This is a genomic window from Azospirillum soli, from assembly GCF_017876165.1.
GTDB lineage: Bacteria > Pseudomonadota > Alphaproteobacteria > Azospirillales > Azospirillaceae > Azospirillum > Azospirillum soli.
Genome location: NZ_JAGINQ010000003.1, coordinates 361,863 through 388,050, shown reverse-complemented (window position 1 = coordinate 388,050; position 26,188 = coordinate 361,863). Strand labels below are relative to the sequence as shown.

24 protein-coding genes and 1 pseudogene are annotated in these 26,188 nt (G+C 68.5%); 18 read left to right on the top strand and 7 right to left on the bottom strand.

The window, feature by feature from the left end:
- Positions 1–27 precede the first annotated feature (27 nt).
- Entirely contained in the window at positions 28–882 is an 855-nt protein-coding gene (locus J2852_RS07335; RefSeq protein ID WP_246499348.1) for a LysR family transcriptional regulator, read from the bottom strand.
- Positions 883–980: 98 nt separating this feature from the next.
- Between J2852_RS07335 and J2852_RS07330 the strand changes: the two genes are divergently transcribed.
- Positions 981–1,361, top strand: a complete 381-nt coding sequence (locus tag J2852_RS07330) for a tautomerase family protein (RefSeq protein ID WP_209873119.1) — start codon at positions 981–983, stop codon at positions 1,359–1,361.
- Between the two features lie 33 nt (positions 1,362–1,394).
- Here J2852_RS07330 and J2852_RS07325 read toward each other — a convergent pair whose 3' ends face one another.
- Positions 1,395–2,627 carry a hypothetical protein gene (locus J2852_RS07325; protein ID WP_209873117.1) on the bottom strand — a complete coding sequence of 411 codons (1,233 nt, stop codon included), beginning with the start codon at positions 2,625–2,627 and terminating at the stop codon, positions 1,395–1,397.
- 13 nt (positions 2,628–2,640) lie between these two features.
- A complete protein-coding gene (locus tag J2852_RS07320; protein ID WP_246499347.1) occupies positions 2,641–3,093 on the bottom strand; it encodes a nucleoside deaminase in 453 nt (150 codons plus the stop codon).
- Between the two features lie 98 nt (positions 3,094–3,191).
- On the opposite strand from J2852_RS07320, the gene J2852_RS07315 reads away from it, so the two are divergent.
- From J2852_RS07315 to rsmD, 3 genes are all read left to right on the top strand, one after another.
- The gene (locus J2852_RS07315; protein WP_209873114.1) at positions 3,192–3,398 is read left to right on the top strand and encodes a dodecin; all 207 of its coding nucleotides are present in this window, start codon (positions 3,192–3,194) and stop codon (positions 3,396–3,398) included.
- 191 nt (positions 3,399–3,589) lie between these two features.
- Positions 3,590–4,777 carry a pseudouridine synthase gene (locus J2852_RS07310; protein ID WP_209873111.1) on the top strand — a complete coding sequence of 396 codons (1,188 nt, stop codon included), beginning with the start codon at positions 3,590–3,592 and terminating at the stop codon, positions 4,775–4,777.
- Entirely contained in the window at positions 4,758–5,327 is a 570-nt protein-coding gene (gene rsmD / locus J2852_RS07305; protein ID WP_209873108.1) for a 16S rRNA (guanine(966)-N(2))-methyltransferase RsmD, read from the top strand. Before J2852_RS07310 ends, rsmD begins: the two co-directional genes overlap by 20 nt.
- Here the strand turns inward: rsmD and J2852_RS07300 are convergent.
- Positions 5,324–6,451 carry a calcium-binding protein gene (locus tag J2852_RS07300; protein WP_209873106.1) on the bottom strand — a complete coding sequence of 376 codons (1,128 nt, stop codon included), beginning with the start codon at positions 6,449–6,451 and terminating at the stop codon, positions 5,324–5,326. The two genes, rsmD and J2852_RS07300, sit on opposite strands and share 4 nt — an antisense overlap.
- 239 nt (positions 6,452–6,690) lie before the next feature.
- Here J2852_RS07300 and J2852_RS07295 point away from each other — a divergent pair, with 239 nt between their 5' ends.
- On the top strand, positions 6,691–8,352 hold the full coding sequence (locus tag J2852_RS07295; protein WP_209873103.1) for an alpha-amylase family protein: 1,662 nt from the start codon (positions 6,691–6,693) through the stop codon (positions 8,350–8,352).
- 28 nt (positions 8,353–8,380) lie between these two features.
- On the opposite strand, the gene J2852_RS07290 is transcribed toward J2852_RS07295, so the two are convergent.
- A complete protein-coding gene (locus J2852_RS07290) occupies positions 8,381–8,851 on the bottom strand; it encodes a DMT family transporter (RefSeq protein WP_209873100.1) in 471 nt (156 codons plus the stop codon).
- Between the two features lie 107 nt (positions 8,852–8,958).
- A complete protein-coding gene (locus tag J2852_RS07285) occupies positions 8,959–9,771 on the bottom strand; it encodes a helix-turn-helix domain-containing protein (protein ID WP_209873098.1) in 813 nt (270 codons plus the stop codon).
- On the opposite strand from J2852_RS07285, the gene J2852_RS07280 reads away from it, so the two are divergent.
- From J2852_RS07280 to mutL, 13 genes and pseudogenes are all read left to right on the top strand, one after another.
- Positions 9,764–10,387, top strand: a complete 624-nt coding sequence (locus J2852_RS07280) for an FMN-binding negative transcriptional regulator (RefSeq protein ID WP_209873095.1) — start codon at positions 9,764–9,766, stop codon at positions 10,385–10,387. The two genes, J2852_RS07285 and J2852_RS07280, sit on opposite strands and share 8 nt — an antisense overlap.
- 198 nt (positions 10,388–10,585) lie before the next feature.
- Positions 10,586–12,397, top strand: a complete 1,812-nt coding sequence (locus tag J2852_RS07275; protein ID WP_246499346.1) for a methanol/ethanol family PQQ-dependent dehydrogenase — start codon at positions 10,586–10,588, stop codon at positions 12,395–12,397.
- Positions 12,369–12,938, top strand: coding sequence for a c-type cytochrome (locus J2852_RS07270; protein ID WP_209873092.1), 570 nt, complete (start codon positions 12,369–12,371; stop codon positions 12,936–12,938). Before J2852_RS07275 ends, J2852_RS07270 begins: the two co-directional genes overlap by 29 nt.
- A gap of 221 nt (positions 12,939–13,159) precedes the next feature.
- Positions 13,160–14,104 carry a cytochrome c oxidase subunit II gene (gene coxB, locus J2852_RS07265; protein ID WP_246499345.1) on the top strand — a complete coding sequence of 315 codons (945 nt, stop codon included), beginning with the start codon at positions 13,160–13,162 and terminating at the stop codon, positions 14,102–14,104.
- A 7-nt stretch (positions 14,105–14,111) separates the two neighbouring features.
- The gene (gene ctaD / locus J2852_RS07260) at positions 14,112–16,049 is read left to right on the top strand and encodes a cytochrome c oxidase subunit I (RefSeq protein WP_209873086.1); all 1,938 of its coding nucleotides are present in this window, start codon (positions 14,112–14,114) and stop codon (positions 16,047–16,049) included.
- The gene (locus J2852_RS07255) at positions 16,046–16,654 is read left to right on the top strand and encodes a cytochrome c oxidase subunit 3 (RefSeq protein WP_209873084.1); all 609 of its coding nucleotides are present in this window, start codon (positions 16,046–16,048) and stop codon (positions 16,652–16,654) included. Before ctaD ends, J2852_RS07255 begins: the two co-directional genes overlap by 4 nt.
- Positions 16,655–16,667: 13 nt before the next feature.
- Positions 16,668–17,021 (top strand): hypothetical protein, encoded by a 354-nt coding sequence (locus J2852_RS07250; protein WP_209873081.1) that lies wholly within the window; start codon positions 16,668–16,670, stop codon positions 17,019–17,021.
- The gene (locus J2852_RS07245) at positions 17,018–17,431 is read left to right on the top strand and encodes a c-type cytochrome (RefSeq protein WP_209873079.1); all 414 of its coding nucleotides are present in this window, start codon (positions 17,018–17,020) and stop codon (positions 17,429–17,431) included. The genes J2852_RS07250 and J2852_RS07245 overlap by 4 nt, the downstream gene beginning before the upstream one ends.
- Before the next feature lie 11 nt (positions 17,432–17,442).
- On the top strand, positions 17,443–18,249 hold the full coding sequence (locus tag J2852_RS07240) for a substrate-binding domain-containing protein (protein WP_209873076.1): 807 nt from the start codon (positions 17,443–17,445) through the stop codon (positions 18,247–18,249).
- 158 nt (positions 18,250–18,407) lie between these two features.
- Positions 18,408–18,770 carry a response regulator gene (locus tag J2852_RS07235; RefSeq protein ID WP_209873074.1) on the top strand — a complete coding sequence of 121 codons (363 nt, stop codon included), beginning with the start codon at positions 18,408–18,410 and terminating at the stop codon, positions 18,768–18,770.
- 263 nt (positions 18,771–19,033) lie between these two features.
- A complete protein-coding gene (locus J2852_RS07230) occupies positions 19,034–23,257 on the top strand; it encodes a PD40 domain-containing protein (RefSeq protein WP_209873071.1) in 4,224 nt (1,407 codons plus the stop codon).
- 145 nt (positions 23,258–23,402) lie between these two features.
- Positions 23,403–23,534: pseudogene (locus tag J2852_RS32315) on the top strand (helix-turn-helix domain-containing protein); the annotation flags it as partial.
- 180 nt (positions 23,535–23,714) lie between these two features.
- Positions 23,715–25,577 carry a DNA mismatch repair endonuclease MutL gene (gene mutL, locus J2852_RS07225; RefSeq protein ID WP_246499362.1) on the top strand — a complete coding sequence of 621 codons (1,863 nt, stop codon included), beginning with the start codon at positions 23,715–23,717 and terminating at the stop codon, positions 25,575–25,577.
- 136 nt (positions 25,578–25,713) lie between these two features.
- Here the strand turns inward: mutL and J2852_RS07220 are convergent, their stop codons facing one another.
- Positions 25,714–26,112: a 4a-hydroxytetrahydrobiopterin dehydratase gene (locus J2852_RS07220; protein WP_209873065.1), complete on the bottom strand. Its 399-nt coding sequence runs from the start codon at positions 26,110–26,112 to the stop codon at positions 25,714–25,716.
- Positions 26,113–26,188: the final 76 nt, after the last annotated feature.

Below are 26,188 nucleotides of genomic sequence, written 5' to 3'. Positions count from 1 at the left end.
ATCTTTGCCTTTGATCTGCTCTGGCCGTCAGCCTCGGACCGCGCTCCGGAAGGCGGCCGAGAGTGCCGCGAGGGCGTCGCGCGGCCGTCCGTCCTTGACCCTGGTGTGCAGGAGCACGGGCAGGCGCGGCAAGGCCGGGAGCCCGAGCCTTGGGCCGACATCGACAGCGCCGAACGGCACCATGCGCGGTGACAAGGCCGCGACGCCGAGCCCGGCCGTGACGGCCGCCGCCACCGCCATCACGCCGCCTCCGACGAAAATCTCCGTCCACGGCACGCCGGCCGTGTCGAGAAGCTGCCCGGCCAATACCCGCACCCCACAAGGTTCGGCCATGGTGGCGACTGGCAGAGGTTCGTCCGGCCGATGCTGCCAGCTTGGCGCCGCGAACCAGCCGAACTGTTCTTCGGTGATGAGTTCGCCGTCGTCACGCCCGGCATGCAGGCGGACGATCACGGTGTCGAGTTCCCGCCGGTCGAAGCTCTGAAGCAGGTCACCCGACGACCCGATCCGGATTTCGATCGCCAGTTGCGGGTCTTGTGCGTTCATCCGGGCGATCAGGGCGGGAAGCTCCGGTCCCGCCACATGGTCGCTGATGCCAATGGCGATGCGCTGGCGCCCCCGCGCCAGCGAGGCGAGCGCGCGATCATGCACCTCCAGCAGTTCGCGGGCGTGATCGAGGAAAGCGGCACCGCGTGCCGATAATTGCACATAGCGTGGCGTTCGCTCGAAGAGGCGGCACCCGAGCCTCTCTTCGAGGCGCTTCAGCTTCAGGCTGACGGCGGCTTGCGTCGTCCGCATGGCCTCGGCCGCGCGCGTGAAGCTCTCAAGTTCGGCGATTCGCACGAAGGCCCGAACCGCATCGAGGTCGAGAGGGTGGTCCATCATTTACGATCGTTATCTTAGATATCCAATTCCATGCCATATGAAAATGGCCGACCCCCGCTTATTGTCAAGCAGGAAGTAAATGGAAAGGAGCTACGATGCCGCTCGTTCATATATCGCTGCGCGCTGGAAAGCCGGAAGCGTACCGCCAAGCGATCTTCGATGGCCTGTACCGCGCGATGCACGAAACGTTCAACGTGCCCGAAGACGATCAATTCATGACCATCACCGAGCATGACGCCGTTAATTTTCGCTACAGCGCCTCTTATCTTGGAGTCGAGCGGGGCGACGACCTCGTGTACATCCAGATCACGGCGAACAACACCCGCACCGTGGAGCAGAAGAAGGCGCTGTTCCGGCGGATCGCGGAGTTGCTTGGCGACAACCCCGGCATTCGGCCACAGGACGTGTTCGTGAACATCGTCGAAGTGGCGAAAGAGAACTGGTCGCTCGGCAATGGCCTTGCGCAATACGCCTGAGGCAAAGGGTGCTTGGCACTTGGATGGCCAGCGTTACAAACGCCCGCCGGTGAACGGATTCCACCCGAGCGCGGCCAGCGCCGCCCAGGCGGTGGCACCCAGGTGGGGGCGGCGGTAGTAGTAAAAGTCGTCGGTCTTGCTGTCCGGGCCGATGGCGAGGCCGGTGGTGATGCGCGGCTGGCGGGTCGCCCAGACGTAGCCGCCGGGGCTGATCTCCTTGGCGACCTCGGCCAGCAGTCGGTCGGCGTCCGCCGGGCGTCCGACCGCGCGGTAGGTCAGGGCGGCCTGCGCGGTGCCCTCCACCCACAGGCCGTCGCGGTCGTCGTTGAAGTCGAAGCCGCCGTCCACGCCGTGGGCGCGTTCGGCGTAGGCCAGCGCTTGCCGCCACGTCTCCGGCGCGTCGCGCAGCAGCAGCGGCCACAGCTGGGCGTCGAGGCCGGAGGTGGCGTGGTTGACCGTCACGCCGTCCGGGGCGGTGCCCGTTGGGAAATGCCCGCCGCCGGCCGCCCACAGGGTGTCGAGGAAGGAGCGGGCGGCCTTGCCCGGCCCGGCCCAGTCGCCGGGGGCGCCGCTCCGCTCCAGCCAGGAGAAGAGGGCGACGAGGTCGGTGTTGTGCTCGGTCGATTTCCAGGTCAGCGGCTGCGGGGCGTTGTCGAAGCCCTGGAGCCCGCCGTTGAAGCCGCCGGGACCGCGCGGATCGCGGGTGTGCTCGACCACCCAGCGGGCCTGTTCGGCGGCCCCGTCGCGAAAGCGGGTTTCTCCCGTGGCCTCGCCGAGGGTCAGCAGGGCCAGCGCGGCCCAGGCCACGTTCCCCGTGGCGGTGCCGACCTGATAGGGGTCCTCCAGCCAGCGGTTCTCGACCACGTCCCACCAGCCCATGGGCGGAATCGGTCGCTGCTTCTGTGCCCCGGCGCGGTAGGTGTTGCGCAGCCGCCCCTTGGTGCCGGCACGGTCGAGGGTGGCGGCGTCCAGCAGCGCCTCCCCGATGCGCAGGGCGGCGGGCTTTTCCCCGCAGGCGACCAGGGCGATGGCGGCCAGCGCGTTGTCGTAGGTGAAGGCCGCGTTGCCCAGCGCCGGTTCGGAGGTCGGGCCCTGGCCGAAGCTGTTGTCGTAGCTGCGCAGGAAGACGGGGCCGGAACCCGGTATCTCGGCGACACGGGCAGCCAGGGTGCCGCAGGTCTTGGCCGCGAGATTGGACGCTGCGGCTGGACCGCTCACCGCCATGCCGGCCGCCAATAGGCATGCCGCGAGGGTGTGCTTGACCATGGTCGGTCGCTCCTTATCGCCGGTCCCGGAAGAAATCGCGCAGCAAAGCCCCGGCCCGCGTCTCGTCGAAGCCGCCGTAGACCTCCGGCGCGTGGTGGCAGGTGGGCTGGCTGTAGAAACGCGGACCGTGGTCCACGGCGCCGCCCTTCGGGTCGTAGGCGCCGAAATAGACCCGCCGCAGCCGGGCGAAGCTGATGGCCGCCGCGCACAGCGCGCAGGGCTCCAGCGTCACGTAGAGATCGAGGCCGGGCAGGCGCGGTTCGCCCAGCGCGGCACAGGCTTGGCGGATTGCCAGCACCTCGGCATGGGCGGTGGGGTCGGCCAGCTCCTCCGTCCGGTTGCCGGCGCGGCCCAGCACGGCGCCGCTCGTCGGGTCGACTACCACGGCGCCGACCGGCACCTCGCCACGGGATGCGGCGGCCTCGGCCTCCTGAAAGGCGATCTCCATGGGGGTGGAATTGCTCATGCGGGGCAGCCTGCCCGGCGGGCCGCGCTTGCGTCAAGGAGCGGTTGCCTTTCGGCGCTGTTGTAGGCTGCACCCGCACTCGCTCCGGAGGGAAAGCCATGGACAACCACGTCTACAAAAAGGTCGAGATCGTCGGCACCGCGGACACCTCCATCGACGATGCCATCCGCAACGGCATCGAGCGTGCGTCCAAGACCCTGAAGCATGTGGACTGGTTCGAGGTCGGCGAGATCCGGGGCAACGTGCAGGGCGGGCAGGTGGCCCAGTTCCAGGTCGTCATGAAGGTCGGCTTCCGGCTGGAGTGATAACGAAGGCGTTTGATGGCTTCCATCAAACGCCTTCGGTTCAAACCCGGCAGCTCAATGCATAGCATTGAGCGAGAGGGTCATACGGCCGGCCGATCATGGAAGCATCCATGCGCCGGCCGTATGATAACGGAACCGATCATGCGTGCCATGGGTTGCGGGCGGGGCGTGCAAGCCCTATGGTCGGTCCCATGGACACCCCTGATTTCGACACGAACGCGCCCGCCGATCCCGAAGGTGGCGAGCGCATCGCCAAGCGGCTGGCGCGCGCGGGTCTGTGCTCGCGCCGCGACGCCGAACGCTGGATCGCCGAAGGCCGCGTCGCGGTCAACAACAAGACTTTGACCAGCCCCGCCTGCGTGGTGCGGTCGGGGGACATCGTGCAGGTGGACGGCAAGGTCATCGCCGAACCGGAACCGGCGCGCCTGTGGCGCTACTACAAGCCCTCGGGCCTCGTGACCACCGCCCGCGACGAGAAGGGTCGCACCACCGTGTTCGAACGGCTGCCGCCGGACATGCCGCGCGTGATCTCCATCGGCCGCCTCGACCTGACGACCGAGGGGCTGCTGCTGCTGACCAACGACGGCGAGCTGGCGCGCTTCCTGGAGCTGCCCGCCACCGGCTGGACGCGCCGCTACCGCGTGCGCGTGTTCGGCGAGGTGGACGAGAAGAAGCTGGCCGACCTGGAAAAGGGCCCGACCATCGACGGCATCAAGTACGGCCCCATCGAGGCCGTGCTGGACCGCATCCAGGGCCGCAACGCTTGGCTGACCGTCAGCCTGAAGGAAGGCAAGAACCGCGAAATCCGCAAGGTCATGGAGGGTCTTGGCCTTCAGGTGAACCGGCTGATCCGCGTCGCCTACGGCCCCTTCCAGCTGGGCAAGCTGGAGGAAGGTGCGGTCGAGGAGGTGCCCAAGCGCGTGGTGCGGGAGCAGATCTCCCGTTTCTTCACCGGCGCCGACCCCGCCGAGGAGGCGAAGCCGAAGGGCAAGGCGGCGTCGAAGGCCGCGCCGAAGGCATCCGCGAATGCGGACGCGGGCGCCAAGACCCCGGCGAAGGCGGCTTCCAAGCCGCGCGACGCCAAAGCCGGATGGGCCAAGGCGGCCGAGCCCAAGAGCCCGCCGCGCCCCCGTGGCCCGACCAAGCCCGCCGGGGCGAGCGCTGGCGCCAAGCCCGCCAGCACAAAGCCGACCGGCGCCAAACCGACCGGTGCGAAGCCGGCCGGGAGCAAGCCGGGCACGCTGACGCTGAAGGGCAAGCCCGGCGGCAACCCGCAGGGACCGAAGCCGCGCGGCGCCGGCCCTGGCCGGTCTGGTCCGGGCAAGGCGAGCGGCGGCGGAGAGCGACCGGAGCGGACGCGTGCGGATCGTCGGCGGTAGCCATCGCGGCCGGCGGCTGACCGCCCCGGCCGGCAAGGACACGCGGCCCACCACCGACCGTACCCGCGAGGCCCTGTTCAACATCCTCGCCCACACCGACTGGGGGCCGGACGGCGGCTCTCTCATCGACGGGGCGGTGGCTGTGGACGCCTTCTGCGGCACCGGTGCCTTGGGGCTGGAGGCGCTGTCGCGCGGGGCGGAGCATTGCACCTTCCTGGACCTTGGCCGGGCGGCGCTGGACGCCGTGCGGGCCAACGTCGCGCAGCTCGGCGAGGCGGAGCGGGCGACCATCCTGCGCGCCGACGCCACCAAGCCGCCGCCGCCCAAGCGGCCCTGCACGCTGGCCTTCCTCGATCCCCCCTACGGCCAGGGCTTGGCGCCCCGCGCCATGGAGGGGTTGGCGAAGGGCGGCTGGCTGGCGCCCGGCGCCCTCCTGGTGGTGGAGGTGGGGGAGGGCGACCCGCTGCCCCCGCCCCCTGGCTTCACCTCCCTGGACGAGCGCCGCTACGGCGACACCCGCGTGGTCTTTCTGCGCTATGACGGGCCTTAACCGAAGACGAACCAGTCCCGGCCGACCTGCCCCGGCGCGATCCCACTGAGTGTGACCTGCTCGCCGTTGCCGAAGTCGATCAGCGCGCTGCCGCCATCGGAGCCGACGCGCCACGTCATGCCGGCCGCCAGTTCGATCCGGTCGCCCTCGGCGTAGCGGAAGTCGCCGATGCGGTCCCGGCCGCCGCCACGGGCGAAGACGAAGCGGTCGGCGTCGGCCCCGCCCCACAGGGTGTCGTTTCCGGCATCGCCCCAAAGCGTGTCGCGCCCGGCGTCGCCCATCAGCTGGTCGGCGCTCGCCCCGCCGTGCAGGGCGTCGTTGCCGTCGCCGCCGCGCAGCAGATCCCGCCCGTCGGCGCCCCACAGCGCGTCGTTGCCGCCGAGGCCCATCAGCTGGTCGTCGCCGGAAAGACCGTAGAGCAGATCGTCGGCGCCTCCGCCGAACAGGGTGTCGGTGCCGGCCGTGCCCGTCAGGGTCTGGGCCTTGGGCACCTCCACGATGTCGAAGCGCTGGCCGCTGAAGGCTTCGGCGAAATAGTCGATGCTGTTCATGTAGCTGGGCCGCAGCGTTTCGGTCAGGTCCGACATCATCGTGCCGGTCGCCGTGAAGTTCCCGTAGCTGGCGCCGCCCGCGTATTCGTCGAAGCAGCCGATCATGTGGCCGTATTCGTGGGCGGCGATCTCGTCCTGATAGTCCGGTCCCCAGGCGGTCTGGCCCCACCAGTTCAGCATGTCGCCGCGCCCATAGCCACTGTGGAAGGCGAGGTCGTAATGCTGGTATCCGGCCTCGACGAACTGCACGTCGAAGCGGATCGCGTAGGCGTTGGCGCCGTCCGACAGGGCGTATTTGTCGTTCCAGACCCGCTCGATGCCCTGTTCCCAGACCTGCGGCAGGGTTCCCGCGTCGTCGCCGGTCAGATGGATGCGCGTCCGCACGGTGAAGGCCGTGCCGTCGAAGCCCAGATCGTACTTCACGTCCCAAGCAAAACCGCCATCGGCCCGGTTCTCGAAATAGCTGATCGAGCTATCCGCAAAAGGTGCGGTGGGCAGAGCCGCGCCGTAGGTGCCGGGATCGCCGACCCGGCAGGTCACGGACCAGGCCTGATTGTTCCACTGGGTGTCCATGTCGCATCCGCCCCTTTGTTTTTCTTCACCGGCATCATGCGCCGGCCGGGGCGATCAGTTCTGTGACCTTGCACGGGTCTTAACCATTTGCATACCAGTCCTAATCCCACGACCAAGGCCATAGTGTTTTTGGCCGCATGATGTTTGGGCGGCGTGACGTTTGGGCGGCGGGACCTTGGCGGGCTTCCCCTGTTGGCGGTTCTGGCGGCGGCTGGCGCCGTAAAGGGGAGGTGCTGCGCATGATCAAGGACCTCTGGTACAAGAACGCGATCATCTACAATCTGGCGCTCGGCACCTTCATGGATTCCGACGGCGATGGTGTCGGCGACTTCCAGGGGTTGCAGCGCCGGCTGGACTATCTGCACGGTCTGGGGGTGACCTGCATCTGGCTGGGGCCGTTCCAAACCTCGCCCATGAAGGACGACGGGTACGACGTTGCCGACTATTACAGCGTCGATCCGCGCTACGGCACGCTGGGCGATTTCGTGGAGTTCAGCCACGGCTGCAAGCAGCGCGGCATCCGGGTCATCATCGACCTCGTCGTCAACCACACCTCCGACCAGCACCCCTGGTTCCAGGCCGCGCGCAAGGACCCCAATTCCAAGTACCGGAACTGGTACGTCTGGTCCGACAAGAAGCCGCCGAACGCCGACGAGGGCATGGTCTTCCCCGGCGTGCAGAAGACCACCTGGACCTACGACAAGGAAGCGCGCGCCTATTACTTCCACCGCTTCTACGAATTCCAGCCCGACCTCAACACCTCCCACCCCGAGGTGCAGGCGGAGTTGCTGAAGATCATGGGCTTCTGGATCGAGCTGGGCGTCTCCGGCTTCCGCATGGACGCCGTGCCCTTCATCATCTCGACCAAAGGCGCCGACGTGCGCAAGCCGAAGGAGCAGTTCGACATGCTGCGCGCCTTCCGCGAGTTCGTGCAGTGGCGCTGCGGCGACGCCGTGCTGCTGGCCGAGGCAAACGTCCTGCCGGAAACCGACATGGACTATTTCGGCGACGACGGCGACCGCATGCACATGATGTTCAACTTCCAGGTCAACCAGAACCTGTTCTACGCCATGGCCGCCGCCGACACGCGCCCGCTGGTGAAGGCGCTGAAGGCGACCAAGCCCCGGCCGGAAACGGCGCAGTGGGGCCTGTTCCTGCGCAACCACGACGAACTGGACCTCGGCCGCCTGGACGAGGAGCAGCGGGAGCGGGTGTTCGACGCCTTCGGCCCCGACCCGGACATGCAGCTTTACCACCGGGGCATCCGCCGCCGGCTGGCGCCCATGCTGCACGGCGACCGGCGGCGGCTGGAGTTGGCCTACAGCCTGCTGTTCACCCTGCCGGGGACGCCGGTTCTGCGCTATGGCGACGAGATCGGGATGGGCGACGACCTGTCGCTGCCCGAACGCAACTGCGCCCGCACGCCCATGCAGTGGTCGGACGAGCCGAACGGCGGCTTCACCAAGTCCGACAACCCGACCCTGCCGGTGATCAGCAACGACATCTTCGGCTACGAGCGGATCAACGCCGCCCACCAGCGCCGCGACCCCGACTCCCTGATGAACTGGACCGAGCGCATCATCCGCATGCGCAAGGAATGTCCGGAGATCGGCTGGGGCGACTTCCAGGTGTTGCAGACCGGCACGCAGGCGGTGCTGGCGCTCCGCTACGACTGGCGCAACAACGCGGTCGTCGTGATCCACAATCTGGACGACAAGCCCCACAAGATCACGCTGGCCGTGGGCGGCGGCGGCGAGTCGCCCCGGCTGGTCAACCTGTTGACCGAGGATCACAGCGACCCGGAGGAGGACGGCAAGCACCACCTCGTGCTGGAGGCGTTCGGTTACCGCTGGTACCGGCTGGGCGGCCTGGACTACCTGCTGCGGCGGAGCGAGGGGTGAGATCGGCGGCGTTACGAGATCGACGGCGTTACAGGCGGATCAGGACGACGCCCAGGATCAGGGCGGCCGCGCCGGCCAGCCGGGTGGGGCTCACCGGCTGATGCGCAAGCCCGAACAGGCCGAAATGGTCGAAGGCGAGCGAGCCGAGCATCTGGCCGACGACGATCAGGGCGAGCACCGTGGCGGCGCCGAGGCGCGGGACCATGAAGATGGCGGTCGCGATGAACAGCGCGCCGAACAGACCTCCGGTCCAGGAGAGCCAAGAGTTCCAGGACAGCCAAGGCGCCGCCCCGGCGAACGAGTCGGGCAACCGGGGGCCTGGGGAGGTCAGCGCGACCACCAGCATCGCCAGCATGCCGACGAAATAGCTGACGAAGCCCGCCCACCAGGGCGACCCGAGCTCGGCCCGCAGGTTTGCGTTCAGGACCTGTTGCAGAGCGACGCTCACCCCGGCGCCGACCACCAGAAGGTATGAAAATGCCGACCAAGCCGCTGTCATGCCTTGCTCCCCCGTGAAGCGCGGGCTCGCGTCGGACTTTTTCCACGCGGCGCCCCTGGGTGGGTGGATAGCAGGGCTGGGCGGCGGCGGTCTGGAACGGATGTGATCTACCCCGCCCGGTATCGGCCCGGAGTCACGCCGAACGCGCGCCGGAAGCAGCGGCCCAGGTGGCTTTGGTCGGAAAAGCCGGTGTCCGCGGCGACCGCCGCGATGGGCTCGCCCAGCCGGAGCAGCCGGCGCGCCTCGTTCAGTTTCTCCAACTGCCAGAACGTGTGCGGGGGCATCCCGTGGCGTTTCCGGAACTGACGGGAAAAGCCCTCGCGGCTCATGCCGGCACGCTGCGCCACCTGACTCACCGTTTCCCAAGGTTCGCCGCCCAAACCTTCGCCCGTCGGGACCGCAATGGCGTCGGTTGATAGCCGATGGTCCTCGACGATTATCGTAAGCTCGGGCCAGCCGATGTGCCCCGTTCTTCGCCAGTGACGGGCCAGGCTGGAGATCACGTCGCGCGCCGCGTAAGTGTCCGATGGCATGTACACATTGATGCAAACGACCTCCGACGGCTCGGAGAGCGAGCGGTGGGGCGTTCCCGCCGGAATGTGCATGCCCTGGCCGGGGGCGACGTCGAACAGGTCGCCGCCGACGACGAACCGCCGCCGTCCCGACAGGACGAACGTCAACTGGTCTTCTTCATGGAAATGGATCGGCAGGGCCACATCGAGTCCACGCACCGTCCCCAGTTCGACGATGCCGCTGCCGGTCGGGCGCCAATAGTCCCAGGGGCCAAGCAAACGCGAGGCGGACTTCGGCGGCGGGATCGCGAGCATCGACTGGCTCAATGGAGACTGTGGAAAATGGCTGTTCAGCGTGAACCAGTTTTCGGCAAAACTCCACCTCGTCAAGGAGGCCAGAATGTACATACCCCCAGCGTTTCGCGAGACCGACCTGCCGTTCATCCATGAGACGATGCGCGCCGCCGGACTTGCCAATCTGGTCACGGCCACGGCCAACGGGTTGGCGTGTACGCCGCTGCCCTTGTTCCTCGATGCCGACGAGGGGGAGATGGGCACGCTTTACGGACACGTGGCGAAGGCGAATCCCCAATGGAAGGAGCCGCCGGTTGGCGAGGCTCTGGCCACGTTCATGGGGCCGGATGCCTACGTCACCCCCTCCTGGTACGAGGGCAAGAGCCGGGACGGAAAGGTCGTTCCGACGTGGAACTATGTGGCGGTGCACGCCTATGGTCCCGTGGAATTCTTCGAGGATGCCGACCGGCTTCTTGCCGTCGTCACGCGCCTGACCAACCTCCACGAGGCGTCGCGCCCCCAGCCGTGGGCGGTCGGTGATGCTCCGCCCGAGTTCATCCAGGCGCAGTTGCGGGGCATCGTCGGTGTGCGGCTGCCCATCACCCGGATCGACGCCAAACGGAAGATGAGCCAGAACCGCAACGCGGAAGACAGGGCGAACGTGAAGGAGGGGCTTGCCGGGAGCGCTGACGCACGGGAACGCCAAGCGGGCGCTCTTATCCCGGAATAACGTCGGACCGGAATAACGTCGGGTCGCGTTCGCTGCTCATCATTGGAAGTGTTTCGGCGTCTGGTCTCCCCTATTGCGTGGTTGTACAGGGGAGACTTGCCGCATGATGGTCCCGTAAGGAACATCCAATCTGAACTGCTGTTGTCAAGTCGAGGCTCCCGGTAAGAGGGTCGCGACTTGAGCAAATTGCAATGTTGTTTGCTCGCTCTTCTGGCGGTGGCATATAATATCCTGGCCTGCGCCTTTCCCGCGCTTGCCCAGGACCCGGCTCCTCCGGCCAAGGCCATTCCCGCCCCGGCAGCCTCGCCGCCCGACGACGGCAACTGGTCGATGCCGGCCAAGAACTATGCCAGCACCCGCTTCAGCGAACTGGACGAGATCAACGCGGGCAACGTCCGCGACCTGCAGGTTTCCTTCACCTTCTCCACCGGCGTGGTGCGCGGGCACGAGGCGGCGCCCCTGGTGGTGAACGGCACGATGTATGTCGTCACCCCCTATCCGAATCATCTCCATGCGCTCGACCTGACCAAGCCGGGCGCGCCGACCAAGTGGACGTTCGAGCCGAAGCCGGCGGCCTCCGCGCAGGGGGTGGCCTGCTGCGACTATGTGAATCGCGGGCCGGCCTTCGCCGACGGCAAGATTTTCATCACCACGCTCGACGCGCACACGATCGCCATCGACGCGGAGACGGGGCAGGAGGTCTGGCGCACCAAGCTGGGCGACATCAACAAGGGCGAGTCCATGACCATGGCGCCCCTGGTGGTGAAGGGGAAGGTGCTGGTCGGCAACTCCGGCGGGGAGTTCGGGGTGCGCGGCTGGGTCACCGCGCTGGACGCCGCGACCGGCAAAATCGTCTGGCGCGCCTACAGCACCGGCCCGGACAAGGACGTGCTGATCGGCCCGGACTACCAGCCCTTCTACGACAAGGAAAAGGGCAAGGATCTGGGCGTCAGCACTTGGCCGCCGAACGCGTGGGAGATCGGCGGCGGCACCATGTGGGGCTGGATCAGCTACGACCCGGAACTGGACCTGATCTATCACGGCACCGGCAACCCCGGCCCCTGGAACCCGGAGCAGCGGCCGGGCGACAACAAGTGGACCGGCGGCATCTTCGCCCGCAACCCCGACACGGGGCAGGCGCGCTGGTTCTATCAGGTGGTTCCGCACGACCTCTACGACTACGACGGCATCAACGAACTGATTCTGGTCGATCTGCCGTGGAACGGCGAGACGCGCAAGGCGCTGATCCGGCCGGAGCGCAACGGCTACCTTTACGTCATCGATCGCAGGACGGGAGAGGTTCTGGCCGCCGATCCCTACTTCCCGGTCAATTCCACCAGCGGCGTGGACCTGAAGACCGGGCAAATCCAGTACAACGAGGACAAGCATCCGCGCATGGGCAAGGTCGTGCGCGACATCTGCCCGACCGCGCCGGGAGCCAAGGACTGGAACCCCTCGGCCTTCTCGCCCAGGACGGGGATCGTCTACATCCCGCACAACAACCTGTGCATGGACTGGGAGAGCGTCGAGGCGAACTACATCGCCGGCACGCCCTACGTCGGTGCCAATGTGAAGATGTACGCCGGCCCCGGCGGCCATCGCGGCGCCTTCACCGCCTGGGACCCGGTGCAGCGCAAGAAGGCGTGGGAGATCAAGGAGGATCTGCCGCTGTGGTCGGGCGCGCTCGCCACGGCCGGAGACCTCGTCTTCTACGGGACGCTGGACGGCTGGTTCAAGGCGGTGCACGCGCAAACCGGCGAGCTGCTGTGGCGGTTCAAGACCGGCTCCGGGATCATCGGCCAGCCGATCAGCTACCGGGGGCCGGACGGGCGGCAGTACATCGCGGTTCTGTCCGGCGTCGGCGGCTGGGCCGGGGCCATCGTGGCCGGCGACCTCGACCCGCATGACGCCAGCGCCGCCAAGGGTTTCGTCAACGCCGTCTCCGACCTGCCGCGGCGGACCACAAAGGGGGGCATGCTCTATGTTTTCGCGCTGCCGTCCCGCAGCTAGCGTTCTGGCGCTCTGCGTCCTGCTGCTCGCCGCCTGCGAGCGGGAAGAGCGCGCCTACCGGGGCGAGCCGGTGGGCGAGGTGAAGCCGGGCGCCATCGTGCAGGGCACGCTCTATGCCGGAGAGCCGTCGCCCCCACCGCCGCAGCGGCGCGAGTATGAGGGCAACGCCTACCACATCTCCGAAGGGAAGCGGCTGTTCGAGTGGTTCAACTGCTCCGGCTGCCATGCGCACGGCGGCGGCGACATCGGCCCGCCGCTGATGGACGACACTTGGATCTATGGTGGCGAGCTGGAGAACATCGCCGCCACCATCGTCGAGGGCCGGCCCAACGGCATGCCGTCCTTCCGCAGCAAGATTCCGGACCAGCAGGTCTGGCAGCTGGCCGCCTACGTCCGCTCCATGCAGCGCGCGGTGCGCAAGGACGTGGCGCCCGGCCGCGACGACCACATGAGCGCCTCCCCCGGCGAGCAGTCCCAGCCCGTGCAGGAGGCGAAGCCGGGCGGCGGCACCCCGCCGTCGTCGCAGGGGACGGGGCAATGAAAGAGAGGGGCATGTCCCTTCTCCCCCCTGGGGAGAAGGTTAGGATGAGGGGGTTCGGCGACAGCCGAAGACCGCAAGGCGCGTGGCCCCCTCACCCCGGCCCTCTCCCCGGGGGGGAGAGGGAGGGCCCCCTCACCCTGACCCTCTCCCCAGGGGGGAGAGGGACATGGGTTGCGGCGCTGCCGCTGCCTCTCCTCACCGCCTGTTCCGGGCCGCAGTCAATGTTGGACCCGGCGGGGACGCAGGCGGGGCACATCGGGACGATGTGGTGGATCCTCTTCGCCACCTGCGCGGCGGTCTACGGGATCGTTATGCTGTGGCTGCTGTGGGCGCTGGCGCGGCGGCACCGCTGGGTGGAGCCGCGCGGCGTGCTGCCGGTGGAGGAGGGGCGGGACCGTGGCCTGACGTTCTGGCTCTCTGTTTGGGTTGGGGGCACGGTGGTGATCCTCTGCGGGCTGGTGACGGCCAGCTACGCGGTGGACAAGAGCCTCACCCACCTCGCCAACCGGGAAGAGCTGGCGGTCGAGGTGGAGGGGATGCAGTGGTGGTGGAGGATCCGCTACCCCGACGACGACCCCAGCCGCAGCATCGCCACCGCCAACGAAATTCATTTGCCGGCGGGCGCGCCGGTGCGTCTGAAGCTGAAGGCGCAGGACGTGATCCACAGCCTGTGGATTCCCAACCTGCACGGCAAGATGGACCTGATCCCCGGCCGCGAGAACGAGCTGTTCCTGGTGGCCGAGCGCGAAGGCACCTATCGTGGCCAGTGCGCCGAGTTCTGCGGGCTTCAGCACGCCCACATGGCGCTGACCGTCGTGGTGGAATCGCCCGAGGACTTCAACGCCTGGAAGGAGGCGCAGCTGGCCCCGGCGCCCGAGCCCGCAAGCGATGAGCAGAAGCGGGGGAAGGCGGTCTTCCTGTCCTCGGCCTGTTCCATGTGCCACGGCATCCGGGGGACGACGGCCTCGGCCTCCGTGGCGCCGGACCTGACGCATCTGGCGAGCCGGCCGACCATCGCCGCCGGCACCCTGCCGTACAACCGGGGCAACCTCGCCGCCTGGATCGCCGACCCGCAGCGGATAAAGCCCGGCAACCACATGCCGCTGGTCGGCGTGCCGCCGCCCGACCTCCAGGCGCTGGTCGCCTATCTCGACAGCTTGAAGTGAGGCGCGGATGAGTCCCAAGGACAGCCATCCCTCCGATGAGCTTCGCGACGGCCCAGGCCTCAACGAGGACGAGACCTGCCGTCGGCTGGAGCGGACCTGGGGCACCGCGCCGGGCCTGTGGGGTTGGCTGACCACGGTGGACCACAAGCTGATCGGCCGGCGCTACATCGTCACCGGCTTCGTCTTCTTCCTGCTGGGCGGCATCCTGGCGCTGCTGATGCGGTTGCAACTGGCGCAGCCGGAGGGAACGCTGGTCGGGCCGGATCGCTACAACCAGATCTTCTCCATGCACGGCACGACGATGATGTTCCTGTTCGCCGTGCCGATCATGGAGGCGATGGCCGTCTATCTCGTGCCGCTGATGGTGGGCACGCGGAACATCGCCTTTCCGCGCCTGAACGCCTTCAGCTATTGGGTCTATCTGGCCGGCGGCATCATGCTGTACGTCGCCTTCCTGCTGAACACCGGGCCGGAGGCGGGTTGGTTCAGCTATGTCCCGCTGTCGGGGCCGGAATATTCGCCGGGCAAGCGCACCGACTTCTGGGCGCAGATGATCACCTTCACGGAGGTGGCGGCGCTGGCCGTCGCGGTGGAAGTGATCGTCACGGTGCTGAAGATGCGCGCGCCGGGGATGAGCCTGAACCGGGTGCCGCTGTTTGTCTGGTCGATGCTGGTGACCTCCTTCATGGTGGTCTTCGCCATGCCGTCGATCATGCTGGCCAGCAGCTTCCTGATCATGGACCGGCTGATTGGCACCCACTTCTTCAACCCGGCGGAGGGCGGCGATCCGCTGCTGTGGCAGCACCTGTTCTGGTTCTTCGGCCATCCGGAGGTCTACATCATCTTCCTGCCGGCGCTGGGCATGGTGTCGAGCATCGTCGCGGCCATGGCGCGCCGGCCGGTGTTCGGGCATCTGCCGATGGTGCTGGCGCTGATCGCCACGGCCTTCCTCGGCTTCGGGCTGTGGGTGCATCACATGTTCGCCACCGGCCTGCCGCGCCTGGGCGTCAGCTATTTCACGGCGGCCAGCATGATGATCGCCATCCCCAGCGGCATTCAGATCTTCTGCTGGATCGCCACGCTGTGGGACGGCCAGCCGCAGTGGAGGACGCCGCTGCTGTTCGTCGTCGGCTTCGTCGTCATCTTCGTGCTGGGGGGCCTGACCGGGGTGATGCTGGCCTCGGTGCCCTTCGACCAGCAGGTGCACGACACCTATTTCGTCGTGGCGCACTTCCATTACGTGCTGATCGGCGGCGCGGTGTTCCCGCTGTTCGGGGCCTTCTATTTCTGGTTCCCGAAGATCACCGGGCGGATGCTGAGCGAGCGGCTGGGGCGCTGGAACTTTGGGCTGTTCTTCGTCGGCTTCAACGTCGCCTTCTTCCCCATGCATCTGCTGGGCATGGTCGGCATGCCGAGGCGCGTCTACACCTACCCGGCGGAGCTGGGCTGGGCGGGCATGAACCTGACGGCCACCATCGGCGCGCTGATGATCGCGGCCGGCGTCGCGCTGTTCATCGTCAACGTGCTGGTCAGCCTGCGCGGAGGGCGGATCGCCGGGCCGAACCCGTGGGGGGCGGGAACGCTGGAGTGGGCGACCTCCTCCCCGCCGCCCAGCTACAACTTCGCGCACATCCCCGTGGTGGAGGGGCTGGAGCCGCTGTGGGATTCGCGCGGGCGCCTGCCGGTGGTGCACGGCCTGCGCGTCGAGGAGCGGGAGGTGCTGCTGACCACCGTGGTGGACGCCCATCCCGACCTGCGCGAGCCGTCGCCCCGGCCGACCATCTGGCCGCTGCTGTCGGCGCTGGCGATCACGGTGCTGTTCATCGGGTCGATCTTCACGCCCTCGGCGGTGGTCTGGGGCTCGATCCCGCTGGCGGTCGGGCTGATCGGCTGGTTCTGGCCGAAGCGGAGCCGCACGCCCACGGAACCGGTGGTGGAGTCATGATGGAGCGGAACTTCGTCCGGGACGTCTCCCACCTGCCGACCCACGGTCACGGGCCGAGCAACCTGACCTGGTGGGGCACCATCGGCTTCATCCTGATCGAGGGCTTCGCCTTCGTTCTGGCCGGCTTCACCTACCTGTATCTGATGATGCAGTTCCAGCACTGGCCGCCCGGCATGCCGCCGCCGGAGCTGTTGTGGGGCACGCTGATGACCGTGCTGCTGGTCCTCAGCCTCGCCCCCAACGTCTGGGCCAAGCGCATGGCGGAGCGGGAGGATGTGCCCCGCAGCCGCATCGCCGTTCTGGTGATGCTGGCGATCGGCGTCCTGACGCTGGTGATCCGGTGGTTCGAGTTCACCGTGCTGAACGTGCTGTGGGACAGCAACGCCTATGGCTCCATCATATGGACGATCCTGGGGCTGCACACCTTGCATCTGGTGACCGACGTCGGCGACACGGCGGTGCTGGCGGTGCTGATCCTCACCAAGCATGGCAAGGACCCGCGCCGGCTGGGGGACGTCACCGACAACGCCATGTACTGGAATTTCGTGGTGGCGGCGTGGGTGCCGATCTACGCGCTGCTCTACCTGCTGCCGCGTGCCGTGTGAGGGGAGGGGAGCCATGCCGTTCTCCGAACAGCGCACCCGGAGGTTCAGCACATGGGCCGGGCTTGCCATCGGGCCGGCGGCGGCTTTCCTGCAACAGCAGGTCGGCGGCGCTCTGGTGCCCTGGACCTGCGCGCAGGGCAACGGCTGGCCGGTGGTGGCGCTCGGCATCGCGTTGGCCGTGGTGACGGCCGCCGCCGGCTTCACGTCCTGGCGGGCCCGGCGGTCGGAAAGCGGCCACGAGCTCGCCCCTGGACCCGGCAACCGCCGCTTCGTCGCGGGGCTCAGCCTCGGGCTGGCGGCCTTCTTCGTGCTGGTGATCCTGGCGCAGGCGCTGGCCGGCGTCTTTCTGACGGGGTGCGAGCGATGATCGACAGCCTGTCCACACGCACCATGGTGGCGGTCGGCGTCCTTCTGGCGGTGGGGGCGGCGGGCTTGGCCGCCTACGCCTACGAGGACCAGAGCCGGGAGTTGGAGACGCGTGCCGCCGACCTGACCGGGGGAACGCCCGCCAGGGGGCGGGAGATGGTGCTGCGCTACGGCTGCGGGTCCTGCCACACCATCCCCGGCGTGCAGCGGGCGAACGGGCAGGTCGGCCCGCCGCTGGGCGGCATCGCCAGCCGGGTCTATGTGGCGGGGGTGCTTCAGAACACGCCGGACAACCTCGTCCTATGGATCCGCGATCCGCCCGGCGTGGACCCGATGACCGCCATGCCCAGGCTGGACGTGAGCGAGGATGACGCCCGGCACATCGCGGCCTTTCTCTACACGCTGAAATGAAGGGCGGGACGATGCTGCGCGTGGCCTTCTGCCTGCTTGTGCTGTTGGCCGGGACGGCGGCGGCCGAGCCACTGCATGAACTGCGCGTCTGCGCCGATCCGAACAACCTTCCCTTCTCCAACGAGCGGGGAGAGGGGTTCGAGAACAAGATCGTGGAGTTGATCGCCGCCGACCTCGGCGTGCCGGTCGCCTACACATGGTGGCCGCAGCGGCGCGGGTACATCCGCAACACGCTGAAGGCCGGGCTGTGTGACCTGATCCCCGGCGTGCCGAGCGCGCTGGAGATGCTGGCGGCCACGGCGCCCTATTACCGCTCCGGCTATGTGTTCGTGACGCGGGCGGCGGACGGGCCGGGCATCGAATCCTTCGACGATCCCCGGCTTCGAACCCTGCGCATCGGCGTCCAGATGATCGGCGACGACTTCGCCAACACCCCACCGGCCCACGCGCTGTCGCGGCGGGGCATCATCGGCAACGTCACCGGATACATGGTCTACGGCGATTATGGCCGGGACGACGGAGCCGGCGGCATCGTCGCGGCTGTGGCGACGGGTGCCGTGGACGTCGCCGTCGTCTGGGGGCCGGTCGCCGGCTATTTCGCCAAGCACCAGCCGGTGCCGCTGATCCTGACCCCCACGCCGCCCGTTGACGGGCCGAGGCTGCCCATGGCCTTCGACATCTCCATGGGCATCCGGCGCGGAGAATCGGACTTCTTCGACCGGATCAGCGAAGCGCTCGAACGCAACCACGCGGCCATCGACGCCATCCTGGCCGACTATGGCGTGCCGCGCCTGGATCCGCCGGGACGCGGGCTGTGATTCCCGTTCCATACCCGGCGCGGAGTGTATCCCCGGATATTTCCGCATAGGCCGTCGGACCGACGCGTCAGAGGTTCATCAGCCGTTCCGTCGTGGTGCACCGCCGATCGATCGGCTGTATGTTATCGACGCACCCATTGGAATGAGGCTCTCCCATCATGTCGCAACCGTTTCATGTGATTGTCGCCGAAGATGATGCGCTCGTGGCGGTGACCGTTGCCGAAGCGTTGGAGTCTCACGGCTATCGCGTCACGATAGGACGCAACGGGTTCGACGCCATCAAGATCGATCAAGCCGATCCCGCGGATGTCCTCATCACGGATATCCGGATGCCGCACGTCGATGGCACGACTCTGATCAGCCGCATGCGGGAACTGCGCCCCGAGCTGCCGATTCTGGTGACGACCGGCTATAGCGAGCGGCTTCCCCAGGAAGAGCCTGGACAGCTCGTCGTCGTTCAAAAGCCCTTCAGCGACGGCGCCATCATCAAGAACGTGAAGGCGCTGCTTGGAATCGGGTAAGGCGCGGCCTTGCTCGGATTTGCGAGATCGTATGCCGCTTGCATTCAGCCGAAGCATAACCGGTTGAGCGCCGCGAATACGTATACCTGCTACCCCGTTCGCCCGAGGAGACATCGTGTAGGATACTAAGTATCTATCCGGCGACCGAGAACGAGTTGCATTTCCACCATGGGAACCCCTCCCAACGCGACATTGCCCGGCGGCCTCCTTCAACGGAGGATTGCGTCGCATTTTAGCCCAATGGCATGTTGCGGAGGATGGGAATGGCGAGCTTTACGGGCGGAGCTGAAGCGGACACGCTGACCGGCACCGCGGAGCGCGACTACCTTGCCGCTGGCGGCGGCAGCGACACCATAGACAGCGGCGCCGGTGACGATTGGATCGAAGGCGGAACCGGCGCCGACACCTTCGTCTTCAATCCCGGCTGCGGCTGGGACTGCATCGGCGACTTCAATATGGCCGAGGGCGATCGCCTCGACCTGCGCGGTTGGTCCGGCATCCGGTCCATGGCCGATCTCACCATCCAGGCCGACGGCGGCGACACCGTCATCCTCTTCGGCTCCTCCAACGGCGTGCGCCTGATGGGCGTCAACGCCTCCTCGCTCACCACCGCCCATTTCCTCTTCACCGGCGCGTCGGACGGCGGCACCGGCGGCGGCGGTGACACTGGCGGTGACACTGGCGGTGGCGGTGACACCGGCGGCGGCGACACGGAGGGGGGCGACGACGACGATGCGCAGACCGGCGGCGGCACGGCGGGCCGGGTGCTGACCGGCACGGGCGCGCGCGACGAACTGTACGGCTCGGCCGACGCCGACACGATCATCGGCGGCGGCGGGTACGATTACCTGGAGGGCGGCGGCGGGTCGGACACCTTCGTCTGCGCGCCGGGCGACAGCTGGGACTACATCCAGGATTTCCAGGCCGGCCCCGGCGGCGACGTGCTCGACCTCCGCGCCTGGAGCAGCATCCGTTCCCTGACCGACCTGACCATCACCTCCGACGCGTCGGGCACCAGCCTGGTGTTCGGCCCGAACGACGGCATGCGCCTGAACGGCGTGCCGGCCGGCGCGTTGACGGCGGCCAATTTCCGATTCGCCGGGCAGGACACGGGCGGCCCGACGACGCCTCCGCCGGCGGGCGGCGGGCAGACGCTGACCGGAACGGCCGGGCGCGACAATCTGGTCGGCGGCGCGGGCAACGACACCATCACGGCGGGGGCCGGAGCCGATTACCTGGAGGGGCGCGGCGGCTCCGACACGTTCGTCGCGCGCACCGGCGACGGCTGGGACTATGTGCAGGACTTCCAGGCCGGCGCCTCTGGCGACGTGATCGACCTGACGGGCGCCGCCGGCATCCACGGCATGGGCGACCTGACCTTCACTTCCGACGCCACCGGCACCAGCGTGGTCTACGGCACGTCGGACGGCCTGCGCCTCAACGGCGTCGCGGCCGACACGCTGACCGCCGCCAATTTCCGCTTCGCCGGGCAGACGGGCGGTGCGGGACTGCGGATCGAGGAGATCGGCTGGACACCGCGAAGCGCCGATCCCACCGCCCTGATGCAGGTGAACGCCCACGCCGACGGCACCGCGCTGAACGTGGGGTCCGATGCCGGGTTGGGGGCGGTGAGCGGCGACGGACGCTACGCCGTGTTCAGCGCCAGGACCACCGATGGCTCCAGCGTGTTCCTGAAGGATCTGGAGACCGGCGCCCTTCGGACGCTCGCGCAGGCCGAGAAATTCCCCGACCAAAGCGGTGGCTACATCTATTCGGACGCGACCATCTCCGCCGACGGGCGCTACGCGGGCTTCATCCGAACCAGGGGCTACAACACGTACGGCTCCTATCCCACCGACACCGTGCAGATCATGGATCTGCAAACCGGCAGCGTGGTGAGCACCCTCAGCGCCGACAACTCGATTTCGGAACTCCGGCTTTCCGCCGACGGCCGCTACGCGTCGTTCAGTAGCCTGGCGATTGGGCGCAGCAGTTCCTCGCCCAGCTACGTCCACCACGTCGACCTGCACGGCACGAGGACCAACAGCGGCGTCCCCGGCAGCTGGAACTCCATCCTGTCCAGCGACGGGCAGCGGATCGTGTACACCGCGACCGTGGACGGCACGAGGGGCGTGTACCTGTGGGACGTGCCGAGCGGCACGAAGACGCGGCTTGCGATTGACCCGGCCGCCGGGGCGATGCCGCTGGCGTTTTCCGCCGATGGCCACGGCCTTCTCTTCACCAGCGGCGCCGACGGGCTGGTGAGCGGCGACGGCAACGGCGCCGCCGACCTCTTCCTCCACAACCTGGACAGCGGCACCACCACGCGCGTCAGCACGACGTCCACGGGCGGCGAGGCCAACGGGGCCAGCGCCTCCGGCACGCTCACCGCCGACGGCCGGACGCTGGTCTTCGTCAGCAGCGCCTCGAACCTCGTGGACAGCGACACCAACGGGCAGGCGGACATCTTCGCCAAGGATCTGCAAACCGGGGCCGTGCGCCGGATCAGCACCGCCGCCGACGGCGAGCAGTTCAACGGCGCCTCCACCGCCCTCTCGGCCTCCGCCGACGGCGGGCGGGTGGTCTACACCACCAGCCCCACCAACCTGGACCCCGACGCCGCCGAGGTGCGCCGGGACATCGTCGCCGTGGACACCGAGACGCTGGCGGCGAACGGCCGGTACGGCGCCGCCGGCAACGTGAACCTGACCTTCCGCTTCGCCACCGGCACCGCCGCGGCCGGCACCGCAACCATTGATTGGGGCGACGGCCGGACCAGCGTGCAGACCGCGTCGGCGGGCGTCACGGCGCTGTCGGCCGAGCACCAGTACGCCGCGGGCGGCCAATACGCCGGAAGCGTCACGCTGAGCGACCAGCAGGGCGGCACCGCGACGGTGGCCTTCGCCGTGCAGTCGGCGCCGAACCCGGGCGCCCTGCGCCGCGCCAGCGTCGGGGCCGACGGCTTGGAATTCCCGTTCTACTCCTACTCCCACAGCCCGCTGCTCGGCGGCGACGGGCATGCCATCGCCTTCACCAACGGCACCATGACGATGGTGAAGAATTTCCAGACGGGGGCCGTCGTCAGGGCGCCGGGAAGCTCCGGGACCGCCGAGCGCAGCGTATCCAGCGACATGAACACGGTGGTCTACAACCGTTGGTACGAGCGCGTGCTGCCGGGCACCTCGCACCGCTCCAACGTGCTGGAGGTGTACGCGCTGAATGTGCAAACGGGCGCCGAGGTCCACGTCAGCACGGCCAGCGACGGCACGCTGGGCAACGGCCTGAGTGATGCCGGCGCCATCTCCGGCAACGGGCGCTACGTCGCGTTCTCCAGCGTCGCCAGCAATTTCGTCGCCAACGACGGCAACGGCCAGAAGGACATCTTCGTCAAGGACCTGCAAACCGGCGGGCTGGTCTGCGCCAGCACCACGGCGGACGGGCAACTGACGCCGGGCGCCAGCCTCCAGCCGCGCATCTCCGCCGACGGGCGCACCGTCCTCTTCCAGTACATCGGGCCGGACCACGTCGGCGACGGGCTGTACGTGAAGGATCTGCAGACCGGCACGCGCAGCCTCGTGGCCAGCGGGGTCCCGGACTCCCGCTACGCGCTGTCGGCCAATGGCCGCTACGCCGCCTATCTCGCGCCCGCCGGGGCAGGGGGCGGTGCTGGGGGCGGTGCGGGGCAGCCAATGGTTGCCTATGTCCACGACCTCCAGACCGGCACGGTCGCCGTCGCCAGCGCGGGCGCCGACGGGACCCCCGGCGATGGCGCCGCGTCGGAGATCGTCATCTCGGACGACGGACGGTACGTGGCCTTCTCCAGCACCGCGACCAATCTCGTCTCCGACACGCTGGACGGCAGCGCGCACATCTTCCACAAGGACATGCAGACCGGCGCCGTCACCCTGGTCCGCATGCCCGACGGTCCGGCGCCGACGCCGTCACCGTTCGGTTTCCGCACCCACAACCTGTCGATCTCCGGCGACGGCCGCTACGTCGGCTTCGCCAGCGAGAGCACGTCGCTGGTCCCTGGCGACACGAACGGCACCAGCGACGTCTTCCTCTTCGACACCCGCGCCGCGGGTTCCACCCTCACCGGCGGCACCGGCCACGACGTTCTGCTGGGCAACGCGCTCGGCGACACGCTGGCCGGCGGCGACGGGGAGGACTATCTGGCGGGCGGCGACGGCGACGACATGCTGGACGGCAACGCGGGCGCCGACCTGCTGGCCGGCGGGACGGGCGCCGACACGCTGACCGGCGGCGTCGGGGCGGACGTGTTCAGCTTCGGCCAGCACAGCGGCATGGACGTCATCACCGACTTCAACCCGCTGGGCGACCGCATCCAGCTCGCCGCCGAGCAGGACTGGACCGTCGGCATGACGACGAGCGGCGACGCGCTGATCTGGTTCACCAGCACGGACGGCGTCACGCTGACCGGCGTCCGGCCCGATCAGGTCACCTCCGGCCTGTTCGTCACCGGCTGACCCTGAGCGGTTGTGGGCGGAGGGCGGCGGCGCGCCATCGCACGCCGCCGCCCTCCGCGTCCTCGACTCATGGCGGGCCACAGTTAGACTGAATCCGTGAAGTCATTGATAAACAGTGCTTTCGCTGAGGCTGGTCTAATCGCCCATGCTCAGATTTTGCGACAGAACCTGTCATCTAATCTCGTCCCGGCGTGGCAACGAGTACCTGCACCGCCTCGGCTTCACCCGTCAGGTGCCACGCCCTCATCATGCCGCAGCCGATCCCCTGACCCAAGAGGTGTTCAAAGCCCGCTTCCGCCATCGCGTGCAGGCGCTCCAGCAGGCCGATCCCGCCACGCCGCTGGAAGTGTGGGCGATGGACGAGCACCGCGTCGGGCTCAAAGCCGGCGTTGCGCCGGGTCTCCACCACCCTCCGCGCGTGGTGGCTTTCCGCCTCCCGACCCACTATATCTACGCTATGCCGATCCGCATGCTGCCCGAAACGCTCGTCAACCGCATCGCCGCCGGCGAGGTGGTCGAACGCCCCGCCGCCGCCGTCAAGGAACTGGTGGAAAACGCCATCGATGCCGGGGCGACCCGCATCGACGTGGTGGTGCGCGACGGCGGCAAATCGCTGATCACCATCGCCGATGACGGCTGCGGCATGACTCCGGACGAGCTGGCGCTGGCCGTCGAGCGGCACGCCACCTCAAAGCTGCCGTCGGACGACCTGCTGGACATCCGCTCCCTGGGCTTCCGGGGGGAGGCGTTGCCCTCCATCGGCGCGGTCAGTCGGCTGACCATCACCAGCCGCCCGCGCGGCGCCGACAGCGCCTGGAGCCTGTTGGTGGACGCAGGATCCAAGGGCACCCCGCAGCCGGCGGCGCTGGCCCAGGGCACCCGCGTGGAGGTGCGCGACCTGTTCGCCGCCGTCCCCGCCCGCCTGAAGTTCCTGAAGGCCGCGCGGACGGAGTTCGAGCACATCTCCGACTGCATCGAACGGCTCGCCATGGCGCATCCCGGCGTGGCCTTCACGCTGGCCGACGACGCCCGCTCGGCGCTGCGGCTGTCCGCCGCCCAGGGCGACCTGCTGGACGCCCGGCTCTCCCGGCTCGGCGCCCTGATGGGGCGGGACTTTCAGGACAACGCCGTGCCCGTCCAGGCGGCGCGCGAGGCGGTGACTCTGGCCGGCTGGATCGGCCTGCCGACGCTGCACCGGCCGACCGCGCGGCACCAGCACCTGTTCGTCAACGGCCGTCCGGTGCGGGACAAGCTGATGGTCGGCGCGGTGCGCGCCGCCTACGCCGACTTCCTGCCGCGCGACCGGCACCCGATGCTGGCCCTGTTCCTCGACCTCGACCCGCAGGAGGTGGACGTGAACGTCCATCCGGCCAAGGCCGAGGTGCGCTTCCGCGACCAGGGGCTGGTGCGCGGCCTGATCGTCGGCGCCCTGAAGCACGCGCTGGCCGAGGCCGGGCACCGCGCCTCCACCACCGTGGGTCTGGCGACGCTCGGCGCGCTGCGCCCGGAACCGGAGGAGCCCGGCACCCAACCCGCCTCCCCGCTGCCCTACCGCAACCCGGTGCAGAGCTGGGGCGGCAGCTACGGCTCCTCCGTGCCGCGCGGCCTCGCCGACCGGGCCGCCGCCTTCCAGGCGCCGCTTCCGCCCCTCCAGGGTCGGCTCGCCGGCTGGCAGGCGGCGCCCGCCGCGCGCCCGCCGGAATACGCGCCCCCCACGGCCTCCGCCCCGCCGCTCGACGCGCACCCGCTGGGTGCCGCCCGCGCCCAGGTCCACAACACCTACATCGTGGCCCAGACGACCGAGGGCATCGTCATCGTGGACCAGCACGCCGCCCACGAGCGGCTGGTCTATGAGCGGATGAAGGCCGCCCTGCTCGACGGCGGGGTCAAGCGGCAGGCGCTTCTCATCCCCGAGGTGGTGGAACTGGACGAGCCCTCCGCCAACCGCCTGCTGACCCGCGCCGCCGAACTGGCGGAATTGGGCCTCGTCGTGGAGGGCTTCGGCCCCGGCTGCGTGATGGTGCGCGAGGTGCCGGCCCTGCTCGGCCAGTCCGACGTGAAGAGCCTCGTCCGCGACCTCGCCGAGGAGCTGGCGGAGCTGGGCGACGCCCTGTCCCTGAAGGAGCGGCTGGAGGACGTGTGCGGCACCATGGCCTGCCACGGCTCGGTCCGCGCCGGCCGGACGCTCGGCATCGAGGAGATGAACGCCCTGCTCCGCCAGATGGAGGCCACGCCCCACAGCGGCCAGTGCAACCACGGCCGCCCCACCTACGTGGAGTTGAAGCTCGCCGACATCGAAAAGCTGTTCGGCCGGCGGTGAGTTGTCAGTGTCAGGCCACAGTTAGACTGACCCTGAACCACATTAGACGCACTTAATTCCCTCCCTCGCCGCCAGGTGGGGGAGGGTTAAGGGTGGGGGCTCGTCGCAACAGCCTTTGGGGACAAAGCTGCGCTCCTCACGACCTTGCGGTCGGCGACACGTCGCCCATGGATTGGGACGCCGGCACGTAGGGCGCGTCGGCCAAGCCGTTCACCTTCGCGGCCATGATGAAGTCGTTCGCGTGCAGGCCGTTGATCTTGTGCGTCCAGAAGCTGACCGTGCAATGGCCCCAGCCGTAGCGGATCTCGGCGTGGTGGCCTTCGGCCTCGCACAGGTCGCCGACGCGCATGGCGAAGTCCTGCGCCTCCCGGAAGTTGGCGAAGGTGAAGTCGCGTTCCAGCCGGTCGGGGCTTTCCCGGAGGCTCCAGCCCGGCACCTGGACCAGATAGCTTCGCGCCATCTCGCGATCCATCGGGGGAATGCCGCCCCGGCAGGGTTCGCAGGTCATGGCACCAAAGTCCTGTTGCGCGGTCATCGTCTCTGCTCCTTCATTTCACCGTTCTTTGAGCAACAATCGTGGTGCGGGCATGTCTCCTCATCAAGAGCATGGG

What these genes read in the sequence shown, in the direction of transcription:
- J2852_RS07320 (WP_246499347.1), bottom strand. Translation starts at nt 3,093, where the DNA reads ATGAGCAATTCCACCCCCATGGAGATCGCCTTTCAGGAGGCCGAGGCC.
- coxB (WP_246499345.1), top strand. Translation starts at nt 13,160, where the DNA reads ATGTTGGACCCGGCGGGGACGCAGGCGGGGCACATCGGGACGATGTGG.
- J2852_RS07245 (WP_209873079.1), top strand. Translation starts at nt 17,018, where the DNA reads ATGATCGACAGCCTGTCCACACGCACCATGGTGGCGGTCGGCGTCCTT.
- J2852_RS07250 (WP_209873081.1), top strand. Translation starts at nt 16,668, where the DNA reads ATGCCGTTCTCCGAACAGCGCACCCGGAGGTTCAGCACATGGGCCGGG.
- J2852_RS07255 (WP_209873084.1), top strand. Translation starts at nt 16,046, where the DNA reads ATGATGGAGCGGAACTTCGTCCGGGACGTCTCCCACCTGCCGACCCAC.
- J2852_RS07295 (WP_209873103.1), top strand. Translation starts at nt 6,691, where the DNA reads ATGATCAAGGACCTCTGGTACAAGAACGCGATCATCTACAATCTGGCG.
- J2852_RS07335 (WP_246499348.1), bottom strand. Translation starts at nt 882, where the DNA reads ATGGACCACCCTCTCGACCTCGATGCGGTTCGGGCCTTCGTGCGAATC.
- J2852_RS07270 (WP_209873092.1), top strand. Translation starts at nt 12,369, where the DNA reads ATGTTTTCGCGCTGCCGTCCCGCAGCTAGCGTTCTGGCGCTCTGCGTC.
- J2852_RS07280 (WP_209873095.1), top strand. Translation starts at nt 9,764, where the DNA reads ATGTACATACCCCCAGCGTTTCGCGAGACCGACCTGCCGTTCATCCAT.
- J2852_RS07300 (WP_209873106.1), bottom strand. Translation starts at nt 6,451, where the DNA reads ATGGACACCCAGTGGAACAATCAGGCCTGGTCCGTGACCTGCCGGGTC.
- J2852_RS07330 (WP_209873119.1), top strand. Translation starts at nt 981, where the DNA reads ATGCCGCTCGTTCATATATCGCTGCGCGCTGGAAAGCCGGAAGCGTAC.
- J2852_RS07240 (WP_209873076.1), top strand. Translation starts at nt 17,443, where the DNA reads ATGCTGCGCGTGGCCTTCTGCCTGCTTGTGCTGTTGGCCGGGACGGCG.
- mutL (WP_246499362.1), top strand. Translation starts at nt 23,715, where the DNA reads ATGCCGATCCGCATGCTGCCCGAAACGCTCGTCAACCGCATCGCCGCC.
- J2852_RS07285 (WP_209873098.1), bottom strand. Translation starts at nt 9,771, where the DNA reads ATGTACATTCTGGCCTCCTTGACGAGGTGGAGTTTTGCCGAAAACTGG.
- J2852_RS07325 (WP_209873117.1), bottom strand. Translation starts at nt 2,627, where the DNA reads ATGGTCAAGCACACCCTCGCGGCATGCCTATTGGCGGCCGGCATGGCG.
- J2852_RS07315 (WP_209873114.1), top strand. Translation starts at nt 3,192, where the DNA reads ATGGACAACCACGTCTACAAAAAGGTCGAGATCGTCGGCACCGCGGAC.
- J2852_RS07230 (WP_209873071.1), top strand. Translation starts at nt 19,034, where the DNA reads ATGGCGAGCTTTACGGGCGGAGCTGAAGCGGACACGCTGACCGGCACC.
- J2852_RS07290 (WP_209873100.1), bottom strand. Translation starts at nt 8,851, where the DNA reads ATGACAGCGGCTTGGTCGGCATTTTCATACCTTCTGGTGGTCGGCGCC.
- J2852_RS07310 (WP_209873111.1), top strand. Translation starts at nt 3,590, where the DNA reads ATGGACACCCCTGATTTCGACACGAACGCGCCCGCCGATCCCGAAGGT.
- J2852_RS07220 (WP_209873065.1), bottom strand. Translation starts at nt 26,112, where the DNA reads ATGACCGCGCAACAGGACTTTGGTGCCATGACCTGCGAACCCTGCCGG.
- J2852_RS07235 (WP_209873074.1), top strand. Translation starts at nt 18,408, where the DNA reads ATGTCGCAACCGTTTCATGTGATTGTCGCCGAAGATGATGCGCTCGTG.
- ctaD (WP_209873086.1), top strand. Translation starts at nt 14,112, where the DNA reads ATGAGTCCCAAGGACAGCCATCCCTCCGATGAGCTTCGCGACGGCCCA.